The sequence below is a fragment of the Kitasatospora sp. NPDC032121 genome (assembly GCF_055580145.1).
Map to the genome: position 1 here is coordinate 421272 of NZ_JBVILX010000005.1, position 17223 is coordinate 438494.

The following is a 17223-nucleotide window of genomic DNA, read 5'->3' on the forward strand; positions in this document are numbered from 1 at the left end:
ACCCTCCGTGATCGGGGCCACGCTCCGTGATGCCGGTGCGAGGCGGACCGCCCGCCCCCGGCGACGGCGGGTCGGACGGCGCCACGGACGGCGAGCCGGAGGGGGCCTGCTCAGGGGTCCGCTCGGGGGCTACTTGGGGGCGGCCGCCATGGAGGCGACCGCGTCCGCCACGGTGGAGCGGTAGAGGCCCAGCTTGGGGTTCAGGACGTGCACGCCGCTGTCGAGCGGGAAGTTCCGGGTGTTCGCGAGGGGCATGTTGGTGCCGTCCTGGTCGACCAGCACGTTGAGTTCGTTGATGCCGGGGGCGGCGCCGGCGGTGGCGCCGCTCGGGTCGAGGTCGATCACCGCGTAGGCCTTCTGTCCGGCCGCGACCGGGAAGCGCGAGGTGCCGCCGGCGAGCACCGGCCGGATGTTCCCGCTCCGGTCCTGCGAGGTGGAGTTGCCCAGGTCGACCGCCGGGGAGGAACTCAGACTGCAGGCGCTCGCACCGGTGTTGTGCACCTCGATCACCCGCTGGCTCGGCGCCCCGGAGCGGATCGTCACCTGGATCGAGAGGTTCTGGATGTCGCAGGGGCGGGCGGCGGCGCCGGCGTTCCCCCCGTCGGACTTGGTGCCGCCCGACGTGCTCGCGCCGGACGGCTTCGGCGGAGCGGAGTGCGACGGCGCCCCGGTGGCGGGTGCGCCCGCGGTGGGCGCCCCGGTGGCGGGTGCGGCCGCGGAGGGCGTGGCGGCCGCGGAGGCCGTCGAGCCGCCGGCCGCGTCGGTGTTCTCCGGCCCGCAGGCGGTCAGCGCGAGCCCCGCCCCGACGACGAGGACGGCGGAGGCGAGCAGCGGGCGGCGGTGGCGGCGGACGGTCATGGTGGCTCCCCCATGGCGGTGCGTGCTGTTGGCGACGGACACACCACAGGACGGCCGACCGGCCGGTTCCGGTGCCACGAACGGCGTCACAATCGCCGGGACACGGCGGGGACCGGACTGTGACATACGGTCAGGTGCGGCGTGGTTGACATGCGCGCGGCCATGTGGGCGGATCTCGCGGTATGGGTGTCGGCCGGTTGCGCGGTCTGGCAAACTCCCCGCTTGTGCAGCAAGATGCGGGTGATCTACGTGGTTGGCTTCGCTCCCTCACAGACGAACGGCTGGGCGATTTCCTTCGGGTCCCGACCGCACTTCCTTTCCTGGCCGGTATCCGGGTCGACGGCAGGCCGCGCGAGTTCGTGTGGAAGCGCCGCGAACTCCTGACCGCGCGGGCGTTCCTGGGGCGTGCACCGCTGGACGTCCTGAACTCGATCGGGCAGCAGGCGGCCGACTTCGCGGACCACCTGCTGAGGCGAGTCCACGGTTTCTCCGCGGAGGAGCTGCGCGACCCCGACCCGGAGCGGTTCGGCCGGATGCTGACCCAGCTCCCCCCGGTGCTGGCCCACGCCCGCCTCCACCACCTCGTTCAGCACCGCCCGGAGCTCGAAGAGGACTGGGACGTCGCCGTCGTGGAGCTGCTACGGTGCGCCGACACCCCCGGCACGGCGGTGCCCGACCACCGTGATCCGGCGGGCCGGGAAGCGACCGCGCCGTTGGCCCCCGAATCCGAGCAGGAGAGGAACGTTCAGGTGAAGAGCCAGCCGGCCCCCCAGGACCTGTCCGCCGCCGCGGAGGCCCTGCGGCACGCGGCCGCCGCGCTGGCGGGGGACCTGCGCGCCCTCGCGGACCTGGTCGAGAGCGGCGGCACGGTCGAACCAGCGGACCTGGACGACAGGTTGGCCGTGTACACGGCCGACCGGGCCCGGCTCGCCGAGCAGATCACCGGTACCGGGCAACGGTGGGACGCGGCCGCGACATTCGAGGACCTCGACGCGGTGATCGCGGAGCTCGCCGCGGCGCAGCAGCAGGCCGCGGCCCGCCACGCACGGGCCGCGGAGCTGCGGGTCCGCTATGACCGGTACGCCGACATGCTGCAGGAGGAGGACGACGAGGTCGCCCGCGCCGGCCTGGAGTCGGCCCGGGGCCGGATCGCGGAGCAGATCGTAGAACTCGGCGGCGTACTGCCCACACCGGCGGCCGCATCCCTGGACCTGCCCCAACAGTTGATGCCGGAACAGGCGCCCGCCGTCGCAGAGGACGCGGCGCCGAAACCGCCCGCGGTACCGCCCGCAGAGCCGGTACCGCCCGCGGAGCCGGAACCGCCCGCGGAGCCGACGCCGGAAGCGGTGGAGGAGCCGGAGCCGGTGGCGGACGCCATCCCCGCGGACGAGGACGGGCCTGACGACGACACCGCTCCGGCGGCCGACCCGGAGCCGACGCCGGAACTGCGGGAGGAGCCGGTACCGAAGTCCACCCCGGCGCAACCGCCCACGTCCGAGTCGACGGCCCGGCCGGTGACCGTCGCCGAACCGAAGCAGGAGCCGGAGCCGGAGGAGGAAGAGGAGCAGGAGCAGCGCCTGGCCTTCCTCCCCTGGGAGCCGTCGGCCGGAGGTGCCGGCCCGGTGGCCGAACTGGTGCGCCAGGGCCGGCTCGCCGAGGCGTTCTGGTACACCCGGGGCTCGGACGAGGGCGCACTGCGCGCCGACACCCTGGCGTTCGCCGAGGCCGCGTTCGCGTGCCAGGACAACGACACGGCCACTGCAGTGCTTTCCGCCTTCGGGCACGGCGCCGCCGAGTTCCGGGACGACCGGAGCGCGCAGATCGCCGCCACTGTGGCCTCGCTGCGCGCGGGCCTGGTGGCGGGCTGGCCTAACGACCTGCTCAACCAGGCGGAGCCGATCACCGGTCTGCCCGCGCCCTGGGCGCGGCTGCTGGAGGCCGCCGCGTCGACCGTGCGCCACTGCCAGCGGGTGAACCCGGCCGGCGGATGGCTGGTGGACCCGGCGCCGGGGCTGACCCGGGAGGTGATCGGCGACCAGGCGCGCGAGCTGCTGGTGACGCTGCCCCAGCGCAGGACCAGCTACGCGCGGGCGACGCAGGTGCTGACCCGCCTGGCGTCGGACGGGCAGCCGCTGGGCACCACGCTGCAGACGATCGTGGAGTGGGCGCAAGGCCGGGCGGGGTTGGAGGCTCTGGACGCGGTGGCCGAGCAGTTCGCGCGGCGGGACTGCGGTGAGCGGCTGATCCTGGACGCCGACGTCATGGTACGCACCAGCAAGCAGGCTCGAGAGCCGATCGAGGCCAAGGCCAAGCAGGCGCTGCTGCGGGCGATCGCGAGCGTCAGCGACCTGCTGGACCGGGCGCGGAGCATCGCAGCGTCCCAGGCCGGCGCCGGACTCTCCGGGTCGCTGAAGGGCGTGTTGACCCGTGTGACGAACGAGCCGGCGCCTCCCGGGGTGGAGGGCGCGCTGCTGCACCTGCTGCGCCAGTGGCTGTGCGGCAAGGCGCCCGCGGCGACCGCGCTGAGCGTCGGTGACGACGAGGGCTTCCCGGAGGACCTGCGCGACCACCGGCCCGACGTACGGCCGCTGCTCGTCCTGGCCGGCCTGCCGCGGCTGGGTGACGGCAGTCCCGACCCCGACGCGGACGGCTTCGACGAGGCGGCGCTGTCGCCGCTGCTGTCGCGGATCGACGGCGACGCGGCGCTGCGGGCGCACTGCGAGCACGGCGACCTGCACCTCGCCGAGGCGCTGGCCGCGGCGCTCGGCGAGGGCGCGGTGCCGGCCGTCGGTGAGGCGCCCGTGCGGGCCGACCACGCCCGGACGATCGAGGCGGCGCGCGCGAGCTGGAGCACCCGGCTGCGGGCCGAGCACGCCGACGCCTCCGGGCTGCTGGCCGAACTGCGGATCCAGCAGGCGCCGGACTCGGCCGCGGAGCGGAAGTTCAGCGCCGAACTGGCCGGACTGGAGCAGCCCCGGCCCGACGGCGCCTACCGCGCGGCGGTGGAGCAGGTCCGGGCACTGGCCGGGCGGCTGAGCGAGGCGGTCTCCGCGTACGCCGGGCAACTGCGCGCCGACATCGCCGAGTTGGAGCTCTCCGAGACCGACCGCACCCGGTTCGAGCAGGCGCTGGACAAGCACGACCTGGTCACCGCCGCGGAGTACCTGGCGCTGGCCAGGCGCGGCGAGCCGCTGCCGGACTGGAGCGCCCTGGACTGGGGCGCCGACCTCACCGAGTTCTCCGCCGGCCTGGGCCTGAGCGTCACCCAGCGGCAGGGCCAGGGCTACAGCGCCGAGCCCTGGGCCCGGCGCTACGCCCCGAACGGCGAGCTGACCGAGGCCGTGGGGCCCGCGCTGGAGGCGTGGGAGGCGCTGTGCAACGCCTCCACCCGGGCGCGCGAGTGGCAGCGGCACCTCCCGCGGGTGCTGCGCCTGCTGGGCCTGGAGGTCGACCCCGGCTCCCTGACCCACGTCGACGACGGCCAGCGTCGCATTGGGTTGCTGCGCACGACCGTACGCGCCAAGGTCAGCGAGTCCAGGCCCGGCTACGTCGCCTCGCTCGGCTCCCGGGCCCAGGGCCGGTACACCGTCGTCATCGTCCCCGAGGAGGCGGTCGGCCGCAGCGTCCTGGACCTGCTGGACGCACGGGACAGCGGTGCCACGCTGATCCTCTACCTGCACCCGCTGGGGCTCGCCGGCCGCCGCAAGCTCGCCGAGCGCGCCCGGGCGGGCGCCCGTCAGGCGCTGGTCGTCGACCCGGCGGTGCTCGGCTGGATCGCCGCACGCTCGCCGCGCAGCTTCCGCGCGCTTCAGCGCGTCACCCTGCCCTGGACCGGATTCAACCCCTACACGCCGTTCGTCGCCGGCCTGGTGCCGCCCGAGGTGTTCTACGGCCGCACCCAGGAGATCAACCAGGTCGTCGACCCCCTGGGTGGCCTGTTCCTCTACGGCGGACGCCAGTTGGGCAAGTCCGCACTGCTGCGCCGGGTCGAGTCCACCTTCGCCACCGAGCATCACAAGGTCGTCTACCTCGACCTGAAGGCCCACGGGATCGGCGAGGCCGAGCCGGCGGAGCGGATCTGGCCCAACCTCGCCGCCCAGTTGCAGCGCGTGGGCGTGCTGGAGCAGGTCGGCACCAAGTGGGTCCCGGACAAGGTGCTGGAGCAGATCGAAGACTGGCTCACTGCCGACCCCCAGCGGCGCCTGCTCGTGCTGGCGGACGAGGCCGACGCCTTCCTGACCGCCGACTCCCGCTCCGCCAACGGCCACGGCGGCGAGTCGACGTTCCCCAACGTCCTGCGGCTCAAGCGGCTGATGGACAGCACCGGGCGCCGCTTCAAGGTCGTCTTCGCCGGCCTCCACCAGGTCCAGCGCTTCGGCACGCTGTCCAACGTCCCGCTCACCCACGGCGGGCCGGACGTCCTGGTCGGCCCGCTCCACCCCACCGAGGCACAGCCGCTGGTCGTCGAGCCGATGGCCGCGCTCGGCTACACCTTCGAGCGGCCCGAGCTGGCCTGGCAGGTGCTGGCGGCGACCAACTTCCAGGCGTCACTGGTGCAGATCTTCTGCGACCAGCTCGTCTCGGCGCTGCGTGCCAAGCCCGTCGCCGACCGGTGGCCCATCACCGTCACCGAGGCCGACGTGCGCGCCGTCACCGCCTCGCCGCAGGTCCGCGAACGCATCGCCGAGCGGATGCGCATCACGATCAACCTGGAGGACCGCTACCGGGTGCTCACCCTGGTGATCGCCCTGCTCAGCCTCAAGGACGCGCACCGGCGCGGCTACCAGCCCGACGAGCTCCTCCAGGAGGCCCGCGAGCGCTGGCGGGAGGGCTTCGACAACCTCAACTCCAGCCAGGTGCGGATCTACCTGGACGAGATGGTGGGCCTCGGTCTGCTGGTCCGCCAGCCCGGCGACGACCCGACCTACGCGGTCCGCAGTCCCAACGTCGTCGGTGTCCTCGGCACGCCCGACGCGCTCGAACACGAGCTGCGCGACACCGAGTTCCGGCTGCCCATCGAGTACAACCCGCGCTACTCCCGGCGGCTGCTCGGCCACTCCCCCAGCGGAATCCAGACGTTCAGTCCGCTCACCGAGGACCAGCTGCACACCGTCACGGGCCAGGGGGTGAGCGCGGTGTGCGTGACCGAGGTGCTGCGCCCGTCCCTGGTGGTCGACGCCGTCGAGGCCTACGCCGCCGCCCGGGGCATCACCGTGCACCGCACGGACGGCCCCGGTCTGAAGTCCCGCCTCACCGCGCTCGCCAAGGCGAAGGCGAAGGAGAAGGACGCGCAGCTGGTCATCGTCGACCTCCGCCGCCGCAGCCAGACCGAACTGACCGACGCCCTCGACCGCCTGCGCGAGCACACCGCCGCGGCGAGCCCCGCCGCGCGCTCCGCGGTGATCATCGTCGACCCGATGGGCGTCTACGAGCGCACCGACCTCATCGGTGAGGCGATCCGGCCCCAGCGGTGGACGGCCGACAGCCTGCGCGCCTGGCCCGAGTCCCCCTTCGAGACGCCCGAGCGTCGGCGCCGGCTGGTGGAGGCCACCGGCGGCTGGCCGGAGCTGGTGGAGCAGACGGTCCACCAGGTCTCCCGCACCGGCACCTCCGTCGACGCCGCCCTGGAGGGCGTCCGCAACGCGACGACCCGCGCCGACTTCGGTGCCGTGCACCTGCAGAAGGTCGGTCTCGACAGGAACCTCGCCGAGCTCCTCACCCGCTGGACCGAACTCCTGGAGACCCCTGAGGAGGACACCCCCGCCCGGATCGCGTCGATCATCGACGTACCCGAGGACCAGGTCCTGGACCTCGTCCGGCGGCTCACCGACCTCGGGGTGCTGGATGAGGGCGACAACGGGATAGCGCTCGACCCGGTGACCTTCCGCGCCCTGGCCGCCACGGCGGGGCAGGAGTGACGGCCGACTCCGGGCCTCGGACCGCGGCGGGCTCCGACCCCCACTCCCTCACCACACTGCCCGGCGTCCGGCTCTGGATACGACGCGTCGCCAAGGACCTGGCCGCCGGGCACAGCTGCCTGCTGCTCGTCCCCGCCGCGATGCCGGACTCGGCGGCGCTCCTGCCCGGCATCCTCACCACCCAGCCCCACTGGCTGCGGGTGCCGCCACCGGGCGCACCGTCGGCAGCGGACGAACCCGAGCCGGACGAGCCCGAGCCCGAGCCGCTGTGGTCGGGCCAGCCGCCCGTGCTCGACATCGACGACAGCTTCCTCACCGGGATGATGGCCTCCATCTTCGGAGCCGGCCCGGCCGTGGCCCCCGCGCCCGCACCGCCCGTCCCCCGCCCCCGCGTCGCGCCCGACCGCGTCCGGGACCTGGAGGCCCGCCTCGAAGGCCTCCTGCCCGGCGCGTCGGCCGGTTCCGTGTACGACCGGCTGACCACCGATCACGCCGACGGGTGCGTCTACGTCCTGGACGCCGCCGACGAGAAGGACCCCGAGGCGCTCGCCCAGCTCCTGCTGCGTCTGCCCGCCGCCGCCAAGGCCGCCGGCCTGGCGCCCGACCAGCGCCCGCGGCTGCTCGTCATCGCCACCCCCGACGACCTGCCTCCCGACTATCCGGACCGGCTCAGGGGCGAGGACGTCGCCGTCCACTGGTGGTGGGGAGCCCTCGGCCGCCTCGACACTGCCTCGGTCACCGCCGTCAACCGTCCGCTGCGCGCCCGCGCCGCGCTGACCGGCCGCCACCGCATCGAGGAGGTGCTCGTCCAGGCCACCATCGTCGAGGTCTGCGGCCCCCACCTCGACCTCGCCGCCGCCCTCGCGCGTTCCTGGGACGGCCGGCCCGAGAGCCTGTCCACCGCCCTGAGCGGCGCCTGCGGGGACACCCGTGTCCCGGCGCCCGCCCCTGGTGGCTCCCCCTCCCCCACCCAGCACAGCGGCGGCCTGGCCCCGCAACCGCCCGCCGCCCTGCATCCGCGGTGGAACGCCGGCGCCGTCGACTCCTGGGACGGCCACCTGCGCCCCCACCCCGCCACGTCCAGCGGCTCCACTCTGGACAAACGCGTCTGGCTGGCCCAGAACCGCACCCTGCTCCCGCTCATCGACGACGCCCGCGAGGCCCTGGCGACCAGGGTGCTGCCCACCGCCACTCTTCCCCCTGCCGAGATGCTCGCCGTCTACGGCTCCGACCGCACCATGCCCGCCGGCACCAGCACGACCGAGCGGCTGCGCTCCCTGGAGCTCGGCCAGCTCGCGGCCGCCAAGCGCCACGGCCGGCTCCGGTTCACCCAGGCCCAGGCCCAGACCCTGTTCGTCCTGCTCGACGCCCGCAACTGCCTCAGCCACCGCGAACACCTCGCCGGCGCCGCCCTGCACCGGCTGTTCGAGCAACTCAGCCTGAACCACTGAAGCTTGAAAGCTTCCCGACGGCGCGCCGGTGGCGGTCGCCTCGGCGCGCCAACCCTCCGAGACTGGTTCGCCTGTACCGACCCTCGGGTGCCGCCCCCGGGTGCTCTTCCAGCGCGTCCTCGAAAGCAAGGTCGTCAAGAACTCCTCAGGGGCTCCGGAACACCGTCACCGCCGGGGGTCGGGCGCCGCGGCACGGGCGGCCGGCGTTCTGCGGGCCGCGAACTTGCCCAGTTCCCACAGCAGCAGGAGGGCGACGGCGGCCAGCAGGGCCCAGCCGAACTGCCGGGCGTCGATGTCGGTGGTCCCGAGGATGCGGTGGAAGGCGTCCATCTGGGTGACCAGCACCGCCAGGACGAACTCGCCCAGGGCCGCCAGGTTCATCTGCCTGCTGTCGAAGGTGCGGACGCTCAGCGCGGTGGCGCGCTCGCTGCGGCACTCGTAGGCCGCCACGATCAGGCAGAGCGCGAAGGCGGTGAACGCGATCGAGTTGCCGACGTGCGCGCTGTGGTAGCGCACCTCGCCGAGCTTGATCAGTCCGAGCAGGGCGACCGTGATCGCCAGCCCGGCGAGTCCGACGGTGACCATCACGGGCCTGGTCAGCACCGTCTCGCCGCGCGGGCGCGGGGTGCGCCGCATCAGGCCGGGGCTCTCCTGGTCGAAGCCCAGGGCGAAGCCGAACGGGGCGTTGACCACGAAGTGGACCCACAGGACCTGCGCCGGGGTGAACGGCTCGCCCGCGGCGATGTTCAGGATCGTGGCGCCGAGGAAGGTCAGCACGAACGTCACCAGCAGCACCAGGACGAACCGGATGTACTTGGTGAGGTTGTCGTAGAGCTTCCGGCCCTCCGCCACGGCGTGGACGATGGTGGCGAAGTTGTCGTCGGCGAGGACCATGCGGCTCGCGTTCTTCGCCGCGTCGGTGCCGCTGCCCATGGCGATGCCGATGTCGGCGGCCTTGATCGCCGGCGCGTCGTTGACGCCGTCGCCGGTCATCGCGACCACGTCGCCCTTCTGTTTGAGCGTGGCCGCGAGCAGCACCTTGTGCTCGGGCGCGACCCGGCCGACGACGCCGATGCCGTCGATCCGGGCCAGTCGCTCGCGCTCCGGCAGGGCGGCGAACTCGGCGCCGAGGACGGCCTCCCCCTCGATGCCGAGTTTGCGGGCGATGGCCGCGCCGGTGGTGACATCGTCGCCGGTCACCATCCGGACCCGGATGTGGGCGGCCTGCGCGCTGGCGACCGCGGCCCGGGACTCCTCGCGCGGCGGGTCGACCATGGCCACCAGGCTGGTCATCCGCAGGTCCCGGACGTACGCCAGCAGGTCGCCGTCCGGGTCGAAGTCCGCCGGTTCCAGGTCGCGGACGGCCCCGGCCATCACCCGCAGCCCCTCGCCGCCCATCCGCTCGGTCTGCGCCAGGGCGCGTCCGTCGAGGTCCGCGTCCCAGGGGACGACCACGCCGTCCGAGACGGCCGAGGAGGCGCGGGCCGTGACCGCGGGGGCCGCGCCCTTCACGAAGCACCGCACCACCGCCCGGCCGTCTGCGTCCTTCGCCTCGTTGAAGCTGGCCATCAGCTTGTAGCTCGGGTCGAACGGCAGCGTGGCGAGCCGGGGGAAGCGCTCCCGGCTGCCCTCGATGTCCAGCCCGGCCTTGTGGCAGAGGACGAGCAGGGCGCCCTCGGTCGGGTCGCCGACGACCTCGCCGTCGACCAGTTTCGCGTCGTTGGCGACCAGGTAGGGCAGCACGGCTTCCTCGATGCTCGGGGCAGAGCCCGCCGCGTGGTGGATCCGCCCGTCGAGGCGGTAGCCGGTGCCGGAGACGGTGTAGCGGTCGGTGGGGCTGAGCACCTCCACGACCGTCATCTGGTTCATCGTCAGGGTGCCGGTCTTGTCGGAGTTGATGGCCGAGGTGAAGCCGAGGGTCTCGACGGACGGCAGCTCCTTCACGATCGCGTTGCGCTTGGCCAGGTTGAGGCTGCCGACGGAGAGGATGACCTGGCTGACCGTCGGCAGCGCCTCCGGGATGGCCGCGATGGCCAGCGAGACCGCGCTGATGAAGAGGGCGTCCCACGCCTGGTCGCGGCTGCGGCCGAGCGCGAACATCACGACCATGGTCAGACCGGCCGCCGCCGCGATCCACAGCGTCAGCGTGTCGAGTTGCCTGGTGAGCGGCGACTGCTCCTTCTCGGTCGCCGACAGCATCCCGGAGATCTTGCCCAGTTCGGTGCCGGCGCCCGTCGCGGTGATGACGAGCAGCCCGCTGCCGTGGGTGACCGGGGTGTTCATGAACGCCATGTTGGTCTGGTCGCCCGGCCCCAGCGGCTCGGCCGGCAGGGTGCCGGCGTCCTTGGCGGCGGGGACGCTCTCGCCGGTCAGCGCCGACTCGTCGATCTGCAGCGCGCTGGCTTCGACGATCCTTCCGTCCGCCGGGACCTCGTCGCCCGCCCTGACGAGCACCACGTCGCCCACGACCAGCTGCTCGGCCGGGATCTCCGCCTCCGTGCCGTCCCGCCGCACCCGCGCGGTGGCCTTCATCATCGACCTCAGCGCGTTCATCGCGCTCTCGGCCTTGCCCTCCTGCCGCAGGCCGACCACCGCGTTGAACAGCGTCAGGACGATCAGCAGGACGCCGGTGGTCCACTCCTTGATCGCCAACGAGACCACCGCCGCCGCCAGCAGGATGATCTGCATGTAGCTGCGGTACTGGTCGAGGAAGCGCAGCCAGTCCGGCCGCGTCTTCTCCTCGGGCAGCGCGTTCGGCCCGTCGGCGGCGAGCAGTTCGGCCGCCCGGGCGGCGGTGAGCCCGGCCGCCGGGTCCACCCCGAGCGAGGCCGCGACCTCCCGGGGCGGCCGCGCGTACCACGGGGCCGGGGACTCCTGCGGGCCGGACGGCCCAGCCTGATCCGCCATTCTTCACTCCTCAAGGTCCGGGGATGCCGGGGGCCGGGGATGCCGGGGTCCGCGCGTACGACTCACCCGCGGGCGTCCCCGGGGGCCTCCGCCTCCAGCCGGCGCTTGGCCGCGTTCAGTCCCTTCCGGGCCTGCTCGTCGAGCGTGGGGAACTGCGGATCGATCCCGATCAGCGTGTGCGCGAGCACCGCCGCCGCGCAGATGCGCGCGAACCACTTGCGGTCGGCCGGCACGACGTACCAGGGGGCCCACGGCGTGCTGGTGGCCGACAGCATGTCGGAGAACGCCTCCTGGTAGGCGTCCCAGTACTCGCGCTCGCGGAGGTCGGCCTCGGAGAACTTCCAGTTCTTCTCGGGCATGTCGATCCGCGCCAGGAAGCGGCGGCGCTGCTCCTCCTTGGAGAGGTTCAGGAAGATCTTCACCACCTTGAACCCGTTGTCGGTGAGGTAGCGCTCCCAGTCGTTGATCTCCCGGTAGCGGCGGTGCCAGACACCCGGGCCCTTCGCGTCCTGCGGCAGCCTCTGCCGGTCGAGGTTCTCCGGGTGGACCCGCACCACGAGGACCTCCTCGTAGTGCGACCGGTTGAAGATCCCGATGTCCCCACGCGCCGGGAGCCGCTGGGCGTACCGCCACAGGAAGTCGTGGTCGAGCTCCTCCGTGGAGGGCACCTTGAAGCTGCTCACGTGCACGCCCTGCGCGTTCACCCCGCTCATGACGTGACGGATCGTGCCGTCCTTCCCGCCGGCGTCGAGTGCCTGGAGGCAGAGCAGCACCCCGTAGGTGTCCTGGGCCGCCAGCCGCGCCTGGTACTCCGAGAGCAGCGACACGCCGGTGCGCAGCAGCTCGACGCCGTCACGCTTGCGCATGCCCGCCTTGTACCGGGGGTCGAAGTCCTCCACGAGGTTCACCCGCGAACCCGGCTTCACCCGCAGCGGCTTGATGAACTTCGCGATGCGCCTGGCCGTCTTTCCGTCCGACATCGTCCGTACCGGTTCCTCTCGGGTCCGGCGGGCACCACGAGGCCCGTCGTGCCGTCCCCGTCCGCGTCGGTGTCCGCGTCGGTGTCGGTGTCGTCGACACGGCGGAACCGGGACCGACCAGGGCGGGAGAAGTGCTACCTGCCACGCTGTGGCCCCCTGACGGCGGTGTCAATCCGGCGGTGTCCTTCCGGGGAGACGCCGTGGCAGCCCCGCCGTCGACCACTCCCACCCGCCACTCCGCCGGCCACTCCCGGCGGCCACTCCCGTCGGCGCACGGCCGGGTTCCGGCCGATCCGCCGGGGCGGGGTTGACGCCCACATTGGTCTATGCCACTTTCTGATCGCGCGGCCCGCCACCTCCTCCCCCACCGCCGAGGTGGGACCGGGCTCCCCTCCGCCGGAGCCGCGCGCCGACCCCCACGTCAGGAGAGGAACCCCCCATGGACACCCGAAGCAGCCGTCGGCGCCCCCGCGTCCGCGCGGCGCTCGCCGCCGCCGTCGCCGCCGGGCTCGGCGCGAGCCTCCTCGGCGCCCTGCCGGCCGCGGCCGCAGGCGAACCGCTCACCGTGCGGTACCGCAACGGCGGCAGCGGCAACGCCCAGGCCTCGCCGTGGCTCAAGGTCGTCAACACCGGCTCCGCGCCGGTCGCGCTGAGCCAGGTCAAGCTGCGCTACTACTTCACGGCCGACGCCCCGCCCGCCGGCTACCGCTTCGCCTGCGACTGGGCCGTCCGGGGCTGCGCCAACGTCACCGGCACCTTCGGCACCGTCACCACCCCCGGTGCGGCCGCCGACCGCTACCTGGAGATCGGCTTCACCGCCGGCGCCGGGACGCTGGCCCCCGGGGCGGACAGCGGGGACCTGCAGCTGCGCTTCCACCGCTCCGACTGGCAGCCGGTGGAGCAGGGCGACGACTACTCCTTCGGCGCCGAGCAGACCGCGTACGCGGACTGGGCCAGGGTCACCGCGAGCGTCGCCGGCGTCCAGGTCTGGGGCACCGCCCCCGGCGGCCCCGGCGTCCCGGCCGGCCAGGTGCTCTTCGACGACCTCGACTACACCGGCCACGACGACCCGGCGCTCGCCGCCCACGGCTGGAACGCGCGCTCCGGCGGCGGCGGACCGGGCGTGGGCGGGGCGAGCTGGGCGGCCGAGAACGTCACCTTCGCCCGGCAGGCCGGGAACTCGGTGATGACCCTGCGGACCACCACCGCCGGGACGGCGGAGTCCACCCGGCAGAGCGAGTTCCACAGCCGGGCGACCAAGTTCCGGTACGGCACGTACGCCGCCCGGGTCCGCTTCGCCGACGCCCCGGTGACCGGCCCGGACGGCGACCACCTCGTGCAGAGCTTCTTCGCGATCAACGACCTCAAGGCCCCGATGGCCGACGACTACTCCGAGTACGACTTCGAGTACCTGCCCAACGGCGGCTGGGGCGAGCCGTCGAACATCTTCTTCGCCACCTCGTGGGAGACGTACGGCCCCGAACGCTCCGACAACGTGTACGCCACGTCCCGGAGTTCGTTCGCCGGTTGGCACGACCTCGTCCTGACCATCGACGCCGGCGGCATCGTCTACCACGTCGACGGCGTCGAGTTCGCCCGCCACGACGCCCGGTACCTCCCGGAGCGGCCGATGGTGATCGCCTTCAACCAGTGGCTCACCGACCTGGCCGGCCACGGCGGCACCGAGGAGCGCGCCTACGAGGAGCAGGTGGACTACGTCCTGCACGTCAAGGACCAGGTGCTGAGCCCCGCCCAGGTGAACGGCGCCGTCGCCGCCTACCGCGCCGCCGGGACCTCCTTCACCGACTCCGTCCCCGCATCCTGACGACCGGGGGCCGGACCCCTGGGAACGGGGTCCGGCCCTCGCGGCAGAAGATCTGACGGGCCGTCATCCATCAGTGCCGGTGCCGCGCGGCCGGGTGGCTGGCCGGCAGCGCCCGGTCGGACGCGCCGGTCAGCCGCTCGCGCAGCGACTCGCCCTCGGTGTACTCGCCGCGCAGGACGCCGCGGGCGCGCAGGACCGGCAGCACCGACTCGACGAACTCCGTGGTGGAGGCGGGCTGCACGGTCGGCGAGAGCAGGAAGCCGTCCAGGTCGGCGCCCTCCGCCAGGGCGCAGATCTCGTCGGCGATCTCCTCGGCGGTGCCGACCACCGGGCGGGCGCCGACGCCGTGGGTGTGCCAGTCGGCGAGCACGTCACCGACGGTCCGGTCCGCGAACCGGGCGACCTGGGTCCGCGACAGCTCGGTGGACAGCTCGGACATCGGGGTGTCCGGCGGGTACGAGGACAGGTCGAGGCCGGTGAACATGGCGTAGCTGGCGACGGCGACCTCCGGGCGCTGGGCGTCCAGGACGCGCTGCCAGCGACGTTCGGCGTCGGCGGTGGTGGCGCCGAGCACGCAGGAGAACGCCGACATCACCTTGACCTCGTCGGCGCGCCGGCCCGCCCGTACGGCCTCCTCGCGGATCGCCGCGGTGTGCCCGGCGAGCTGCTCCACCGAGCCGCTGCCGACGAACATGCACTCCCCGTGCCGCCCGCCGACCCGCCGCCCGGCCGGGGAGGCGCCGGCCTGGAACAGCACCGGGGTGCCCTGCGGGGAGCGGGCGGTGTTGCCGTAGCCGTGCGAGCGGAAGTACGGGCCCTCGTGCTCGACCGGGTGCACCTTCGCCGGGTCGGCGAAGCGGCCGGCCTTGTCCTTCTCCAGGGCGCCGGGTTCCCAGGCGCCCTCCCAGTACTTGTAGACCAGGTCGAGGAAGTCCTCGGCCATCCGGTACCGGTCGTCGTGCGCCACCATGTCCATGCCGAAGGCCTTGACCGCGGTGTCGGCGGTGCCGGTGGTGACGATGTTCCAGCCGATCCGGCCGCCGGACAGCTGGTCCAGGGTGGCCAGCCGGCGGGCGAACGCGTACGGCGGCTCCACCAGCACCGAGCCGGTCACCACCAGGCCCAGGTCGGTGGTGCTCGCCAGCAGCGCCGAGGCGATCACGAACGGGTCCAGGCGCGGCAGGTCGAGGGCCTCCTCGGTGGCGATCGGCGGGCGCACCCCGTCGATCTCCGACCAGCCCCAGGCGTCGGCCAGGAAGAGGAAGTCGAGCTTGGCGTCCTCGCAGAGCCGCGCGATCCCGCGCCAGTACCCGAGGGTGTCGAACAGGTGCCGGCGGCTGTCGGGGTGACGCCAGGTGGCGGTGCCGCCCGCGTTGGTCTGGGCGTTGTCGAACAGGCCGAGCCTGAGGGTGCGCATGGGGTGCTCTCCGTTGACCGAGTGATGCGGGGGACGGGAACTGCAGGATCCCGTCAGGGTGCTACGGGAGCGGTGGGGTCGTCGAGCAGGCGGCGGACGCGTCGAGCCGCGGCGGACGCCGGCGCCCGTCGCCCGGGCACCGGCAACGGCCGACGGCCGGCCGCGGCGGACTCGGGTCCGCCGCGGCCGGCCGTCAGGATGGTCGCCAGGATGGCCGTCGGAGGTGTCTCAGGCCTTCCGCCTCAGGCCCTCCGTCTCAGGCCTTCCCCCTCAGGCCCTCCGCCTCACACCTTCCCGTCCCCGCCGAGCAGGCCGGCCTGGGCGGCGGTCAGCCGGCCCTGGGCGTGCAGCCAGCGCACCGTGTCCGCCATGGTCTCGGCGGTCGGCCTCGGAGTCAGCCCGCCGGTGCTCGCGGCGGGGTCGACCGGGGTCGCGCAGGCGCAGGTGTAGACGGCGCCGTACTCGGCGGGGATGTGCCAGGGCCAGCCGCGCTGGAGCAGGGTGGCCAGGGCGCCGACCGGCAGCATGGCCCGGGCGGGGAGGAAGGCCGCGGGCAGGCGCCGCCCGGTGACCTCCCGCAGGGTCCGCACGTACTGCCGGGTGGGCAGGTGGTGGCCGGGCCCGAAGTGCCGGTCGGAGCCGGCCCGCGGCGCGGTCAGCAGCCTGGCGTGCAGCCGCGCGGTGTCGCGGACGTCGCCGACCGGGAAGCCGCCGAGCGGCCAGATCGGCATCAGCCCGCGCAGGGCGTTGCGCAGCCGGGCGTTCTGGTCGCCCAGCCCCGGGTCCCGCGGGCCGAGCAGTGCGGGCGGGTAGCTGATGACCACCGGCGCGCCGTCCCGCTGGTGGGCCCGGGCGATCCGCTCGGCCGCGGCCTTGGTCGCCATGTACGTGTCCCGGGGACGGCCGACCGGGGAGTGCTCCCCGAGCGGCCGTCCGGGGGACGGCAGCAGGGCGACGATGCTGGAGACGTGGACGACCGGGTCGGCGCCCGACCGGCGGGCGGCGGCCAGCACCAGTTCCGTCCCCCGTTCGTTGGTCCGGCGCATCCGCGCGTTGTGCCGGCTGTCGAAGGAGTACACGGCGGCCGCGTGGAGCACGGCGTCGGCGCCGCGCACCGCGCGGGCCGCGCCGCCCTCGTCGGTCACGTCCCCGACGACCAGGTCGACGGCGCCCGGGTCCACCTCCAGCAGGCCGAGGGCCCGCTCCGCCGCGGCCGGGTCGCGGACCAGCATCCGCACCCGGTGCCCGTCGCGGACCATCGCCGCGACGGAGTGGATGCCGACGAACCCGGTGCCGCCGGTCACGCTCACCAACATCGAGCCCATCCCCCCGCTCAGCCGATCCCGTCCGGGTCCGCGCCGATGCCCCGGTGGAAGGCGCCGCGGTAGAACAGCAGCGCCTGCCGGTCGTCGGCCCAGTCCGCGGCCAGCACCTCGCCGAGGAAGATGGAGTGGTCGCCGCCGTCGTACTGCTCGGCCAGCTTGCACTCCAGCCAGGCCAGCGAGCCGGCCAGCAGCGGGGCACCGGTGAACGGTCCCGGCTGCCAGTCGAGGCCGTGGAACTGCTCGGCCCCGCGCGGCCTGCCCTTGTTCGCGAAGTACCGTGCCAGCGGCTCCTGTTCGGCGCCGAGTACGGAGACCGCGAATGACCTGGTGACGGTGATCGCCTCGTGCATGGTCGCGGAGCGGGCCACGCAGCAGAGCACCATCGGCGGTTCCAGGGAGACCGAGCTGAACGCGTTGGCGGTCATCCCGTGGACGTACTCGCCGCCGGTGGTCATCACCGTGATCCCGGTGGCGAACCTGGCCATCGTCTCGCGCAGGGCGCCCGGCAGGACGGCCCGGTTCTCGGTGGCCGGCCTCCGTAC

The 17223-nt window shown here is 73.8% G+C and carries 9 protein-coding genes; 3 read left to right on the forward strand and 6 right to left on the reverse strand.

Features of this window, described 5'->3' with window-relative positions; genetic code table 11:
- Positions 1 to 129: 129 nt before the first annotated feature.
- Complete coding sequence (locus ACZ5OX_RS17835) at positions 130 to 858, reverse strand: DUF4232 domain-containing protein (protein WP_465630824.1); 729 nt, start codon at positions 856 to 858, stop codon at positions 130 to 132.
- Positions 859 to 1217: 359 nt separating this feature from the next.
- Between ACZ5OX_RS17835 and ACZ5OX_RS17840 the strand changes: the two genes are divergently transcribed.
- On the forward strand, positions 1218 to 6776 hold the full coding sequence (locus ACZ5OX_RS17840; protein WP_465630826.1) for a hypothetical protein: 5559 nt from the start codon (positions 1218 to 1220) through the stop codon (positions 6774 to 6776).
- Positions 6773 to 8227, forward strand: coding sequence for a hypothetical protein (locus ACZ5OX_RS17845; protein WP_465630827.1), 1455 nt, complete (start codon positions 6773 to 6775; stop codon positions 8225 to 8227). Before ACZ5OX_RS17840 ends, ACZ5OX_RS17845 begins: the two co-directional genes overlap by 4 nt.
- Before the next feature lie 165 nt (positions 8228 to 8392).
- Here ACZ5OX_RS17845 and ACZ5OX_RS17850 read toward each other — a convergent pair whose 3' ends face one another.
- Both ACZ5OX_RS17850 and ACZ5OX_RS17855 read right to left on the reverse strand, forming a co-directional pair.
- Positions 8393 to 11134: a cation-translocating P-type ATPase gene (locus ACZ5OX_RS17850; protein WP_465630829.1), complete on the reverse strand. Its 2742-nt coding sequence runs from the start codon at positions 11132 to 11134 to the stop codon at positions 8393 to 8395.
- A 62-nt stretch (positions 11135 to 11196) separates the two neighbouring features.
- Entirely contained in the window at positions 11197 to 12114 is a 918-nt protein-coding gene (locus tag ACZ5OX_RS17855; protein ID WP_465630830.1) for a polyphosphate kinase 2 family protein, read from the reverse strand.
- Positions 12115 to 12553: 439 nt separating this feature from the next.
- Here ACZ5OX_RS17855 and ACZ5OX_RS17860 point away from each other — a divergent pair, with 439 nt between their 5' ends.
- Positions 12554 to 13939, forward strand: a complete 1386-nt coding sequence (locus ACZ5OX_RS17860) for a cellulose binding domain-containing protein (RefSeq protein WP_465630831.1) — start codon at positions 12554 to 12556, stop codon at positions 13937 to 13939.
- A 70-nt stretch (positions 13940 to 14009) separates the two neighbouring features.
- Here ACZ5OX_RS17860 and ACZ5OX_RS17865 read toward each other — a convergent pair whose 3' ends face one another.
- The 3 genes from ACZ5OX_RS17865 to ACZ5OX_RS17875 form a co-directional block, all read right to left on the reverse strand.
- The gene (locus ACZ5OX_RS17865; RefSeq protein WP_465630833.1) at positions 14010 to 15356 is read right to left on the reverse strand and encodes an NtaA/DmoA family FMN-dependent monooxygenase; all 1347 of its coding nucleotides are present in this window, start codon (positions 15354 to 15356) and stop codon (positions 14010 to 14012) included.
- A gap of 284 nt (positions 15357 to 15640) precedes the next feature.
- A complete protein-coding gene (locus ACZ5OX_RS17870) occupies positions 15641 to 16672 on the reverse strand; it encodes an NAD-dependent epimerase/dehydratase family protein (RefSeq protein WP_465630834.1) in 1032 nt (343 codons plus the stop codon).
- A 17-nt stretch (positions 16673 to 16689) separates the two neighbouring features.
- Entirely contained in the window at positions 16690 to 17166 is a 477-nt protein-coding gene (locus ACZ5OX_RS17875; RefSeq protein ID WP_465630896.1) for a flavin reductase family protein, read from the reverse strand.
- Positions 17167 to 17223 lie beyond the last annotated feature (57 nt).

Excerpts from the sequence above, each read along its gene's own strand:
- ACZ5OX_RS17865 (WP_465630833.1), bottom strand. The coding sequence starts at position 15,356 with ATGCGCACCCTCAGGCTCGGCCTGTTCGACAACGCCCAGACCAACGCG.
- ACZ5OX_RS17875 (WP_465630896.1), bottom strand. The coding sequence starts at position 17,166 with ATGGCCAGGTTCGCCACCGGGATCACGGTGATGACCACCGGCGGCGAG.
- ACZ5OX_RS17850 (WP_465630829.1), bottom strand. The coding sequence starts at position 11,134 with ATGGCGGATCAGGCTGGGCCGTCCGGCCCGCAGGAGTCCCCGGCCCCG.
- ACZ5OX_RS17860 (WP_465630831.1), top strand. The coding sequence starts at position 12,554 with ATGGACACCCGAAGCAGCCGTCGGCGCCCCCGCGTCCGCGCGGCGCTC.
- ACZ5OX_RS17870 (WP_465630834.1), bottom strand. The coding sequence starts at position 16,672 with ATGTTGGTGAGCGTGACCGGCGGCACCGGGTTCGTCGGCATCCACTCC.
- ACZ5OX_RS17835 (WP_465630824.1), bottom strand. The coding sequence starts at position 858 with ATGACCGTCCGCCGCCACCGCCGCCCGCTGCTCGCCTCCGCCGTCCTC.
- ACZ5OX_RS17855 (WP_465630830.1), bottom strand. The coding sequence starts at position 12,114 with ATGTCGGACGGAAAGACGGCCAGGCGCATCGCGAAGTTCATCAAGCCG.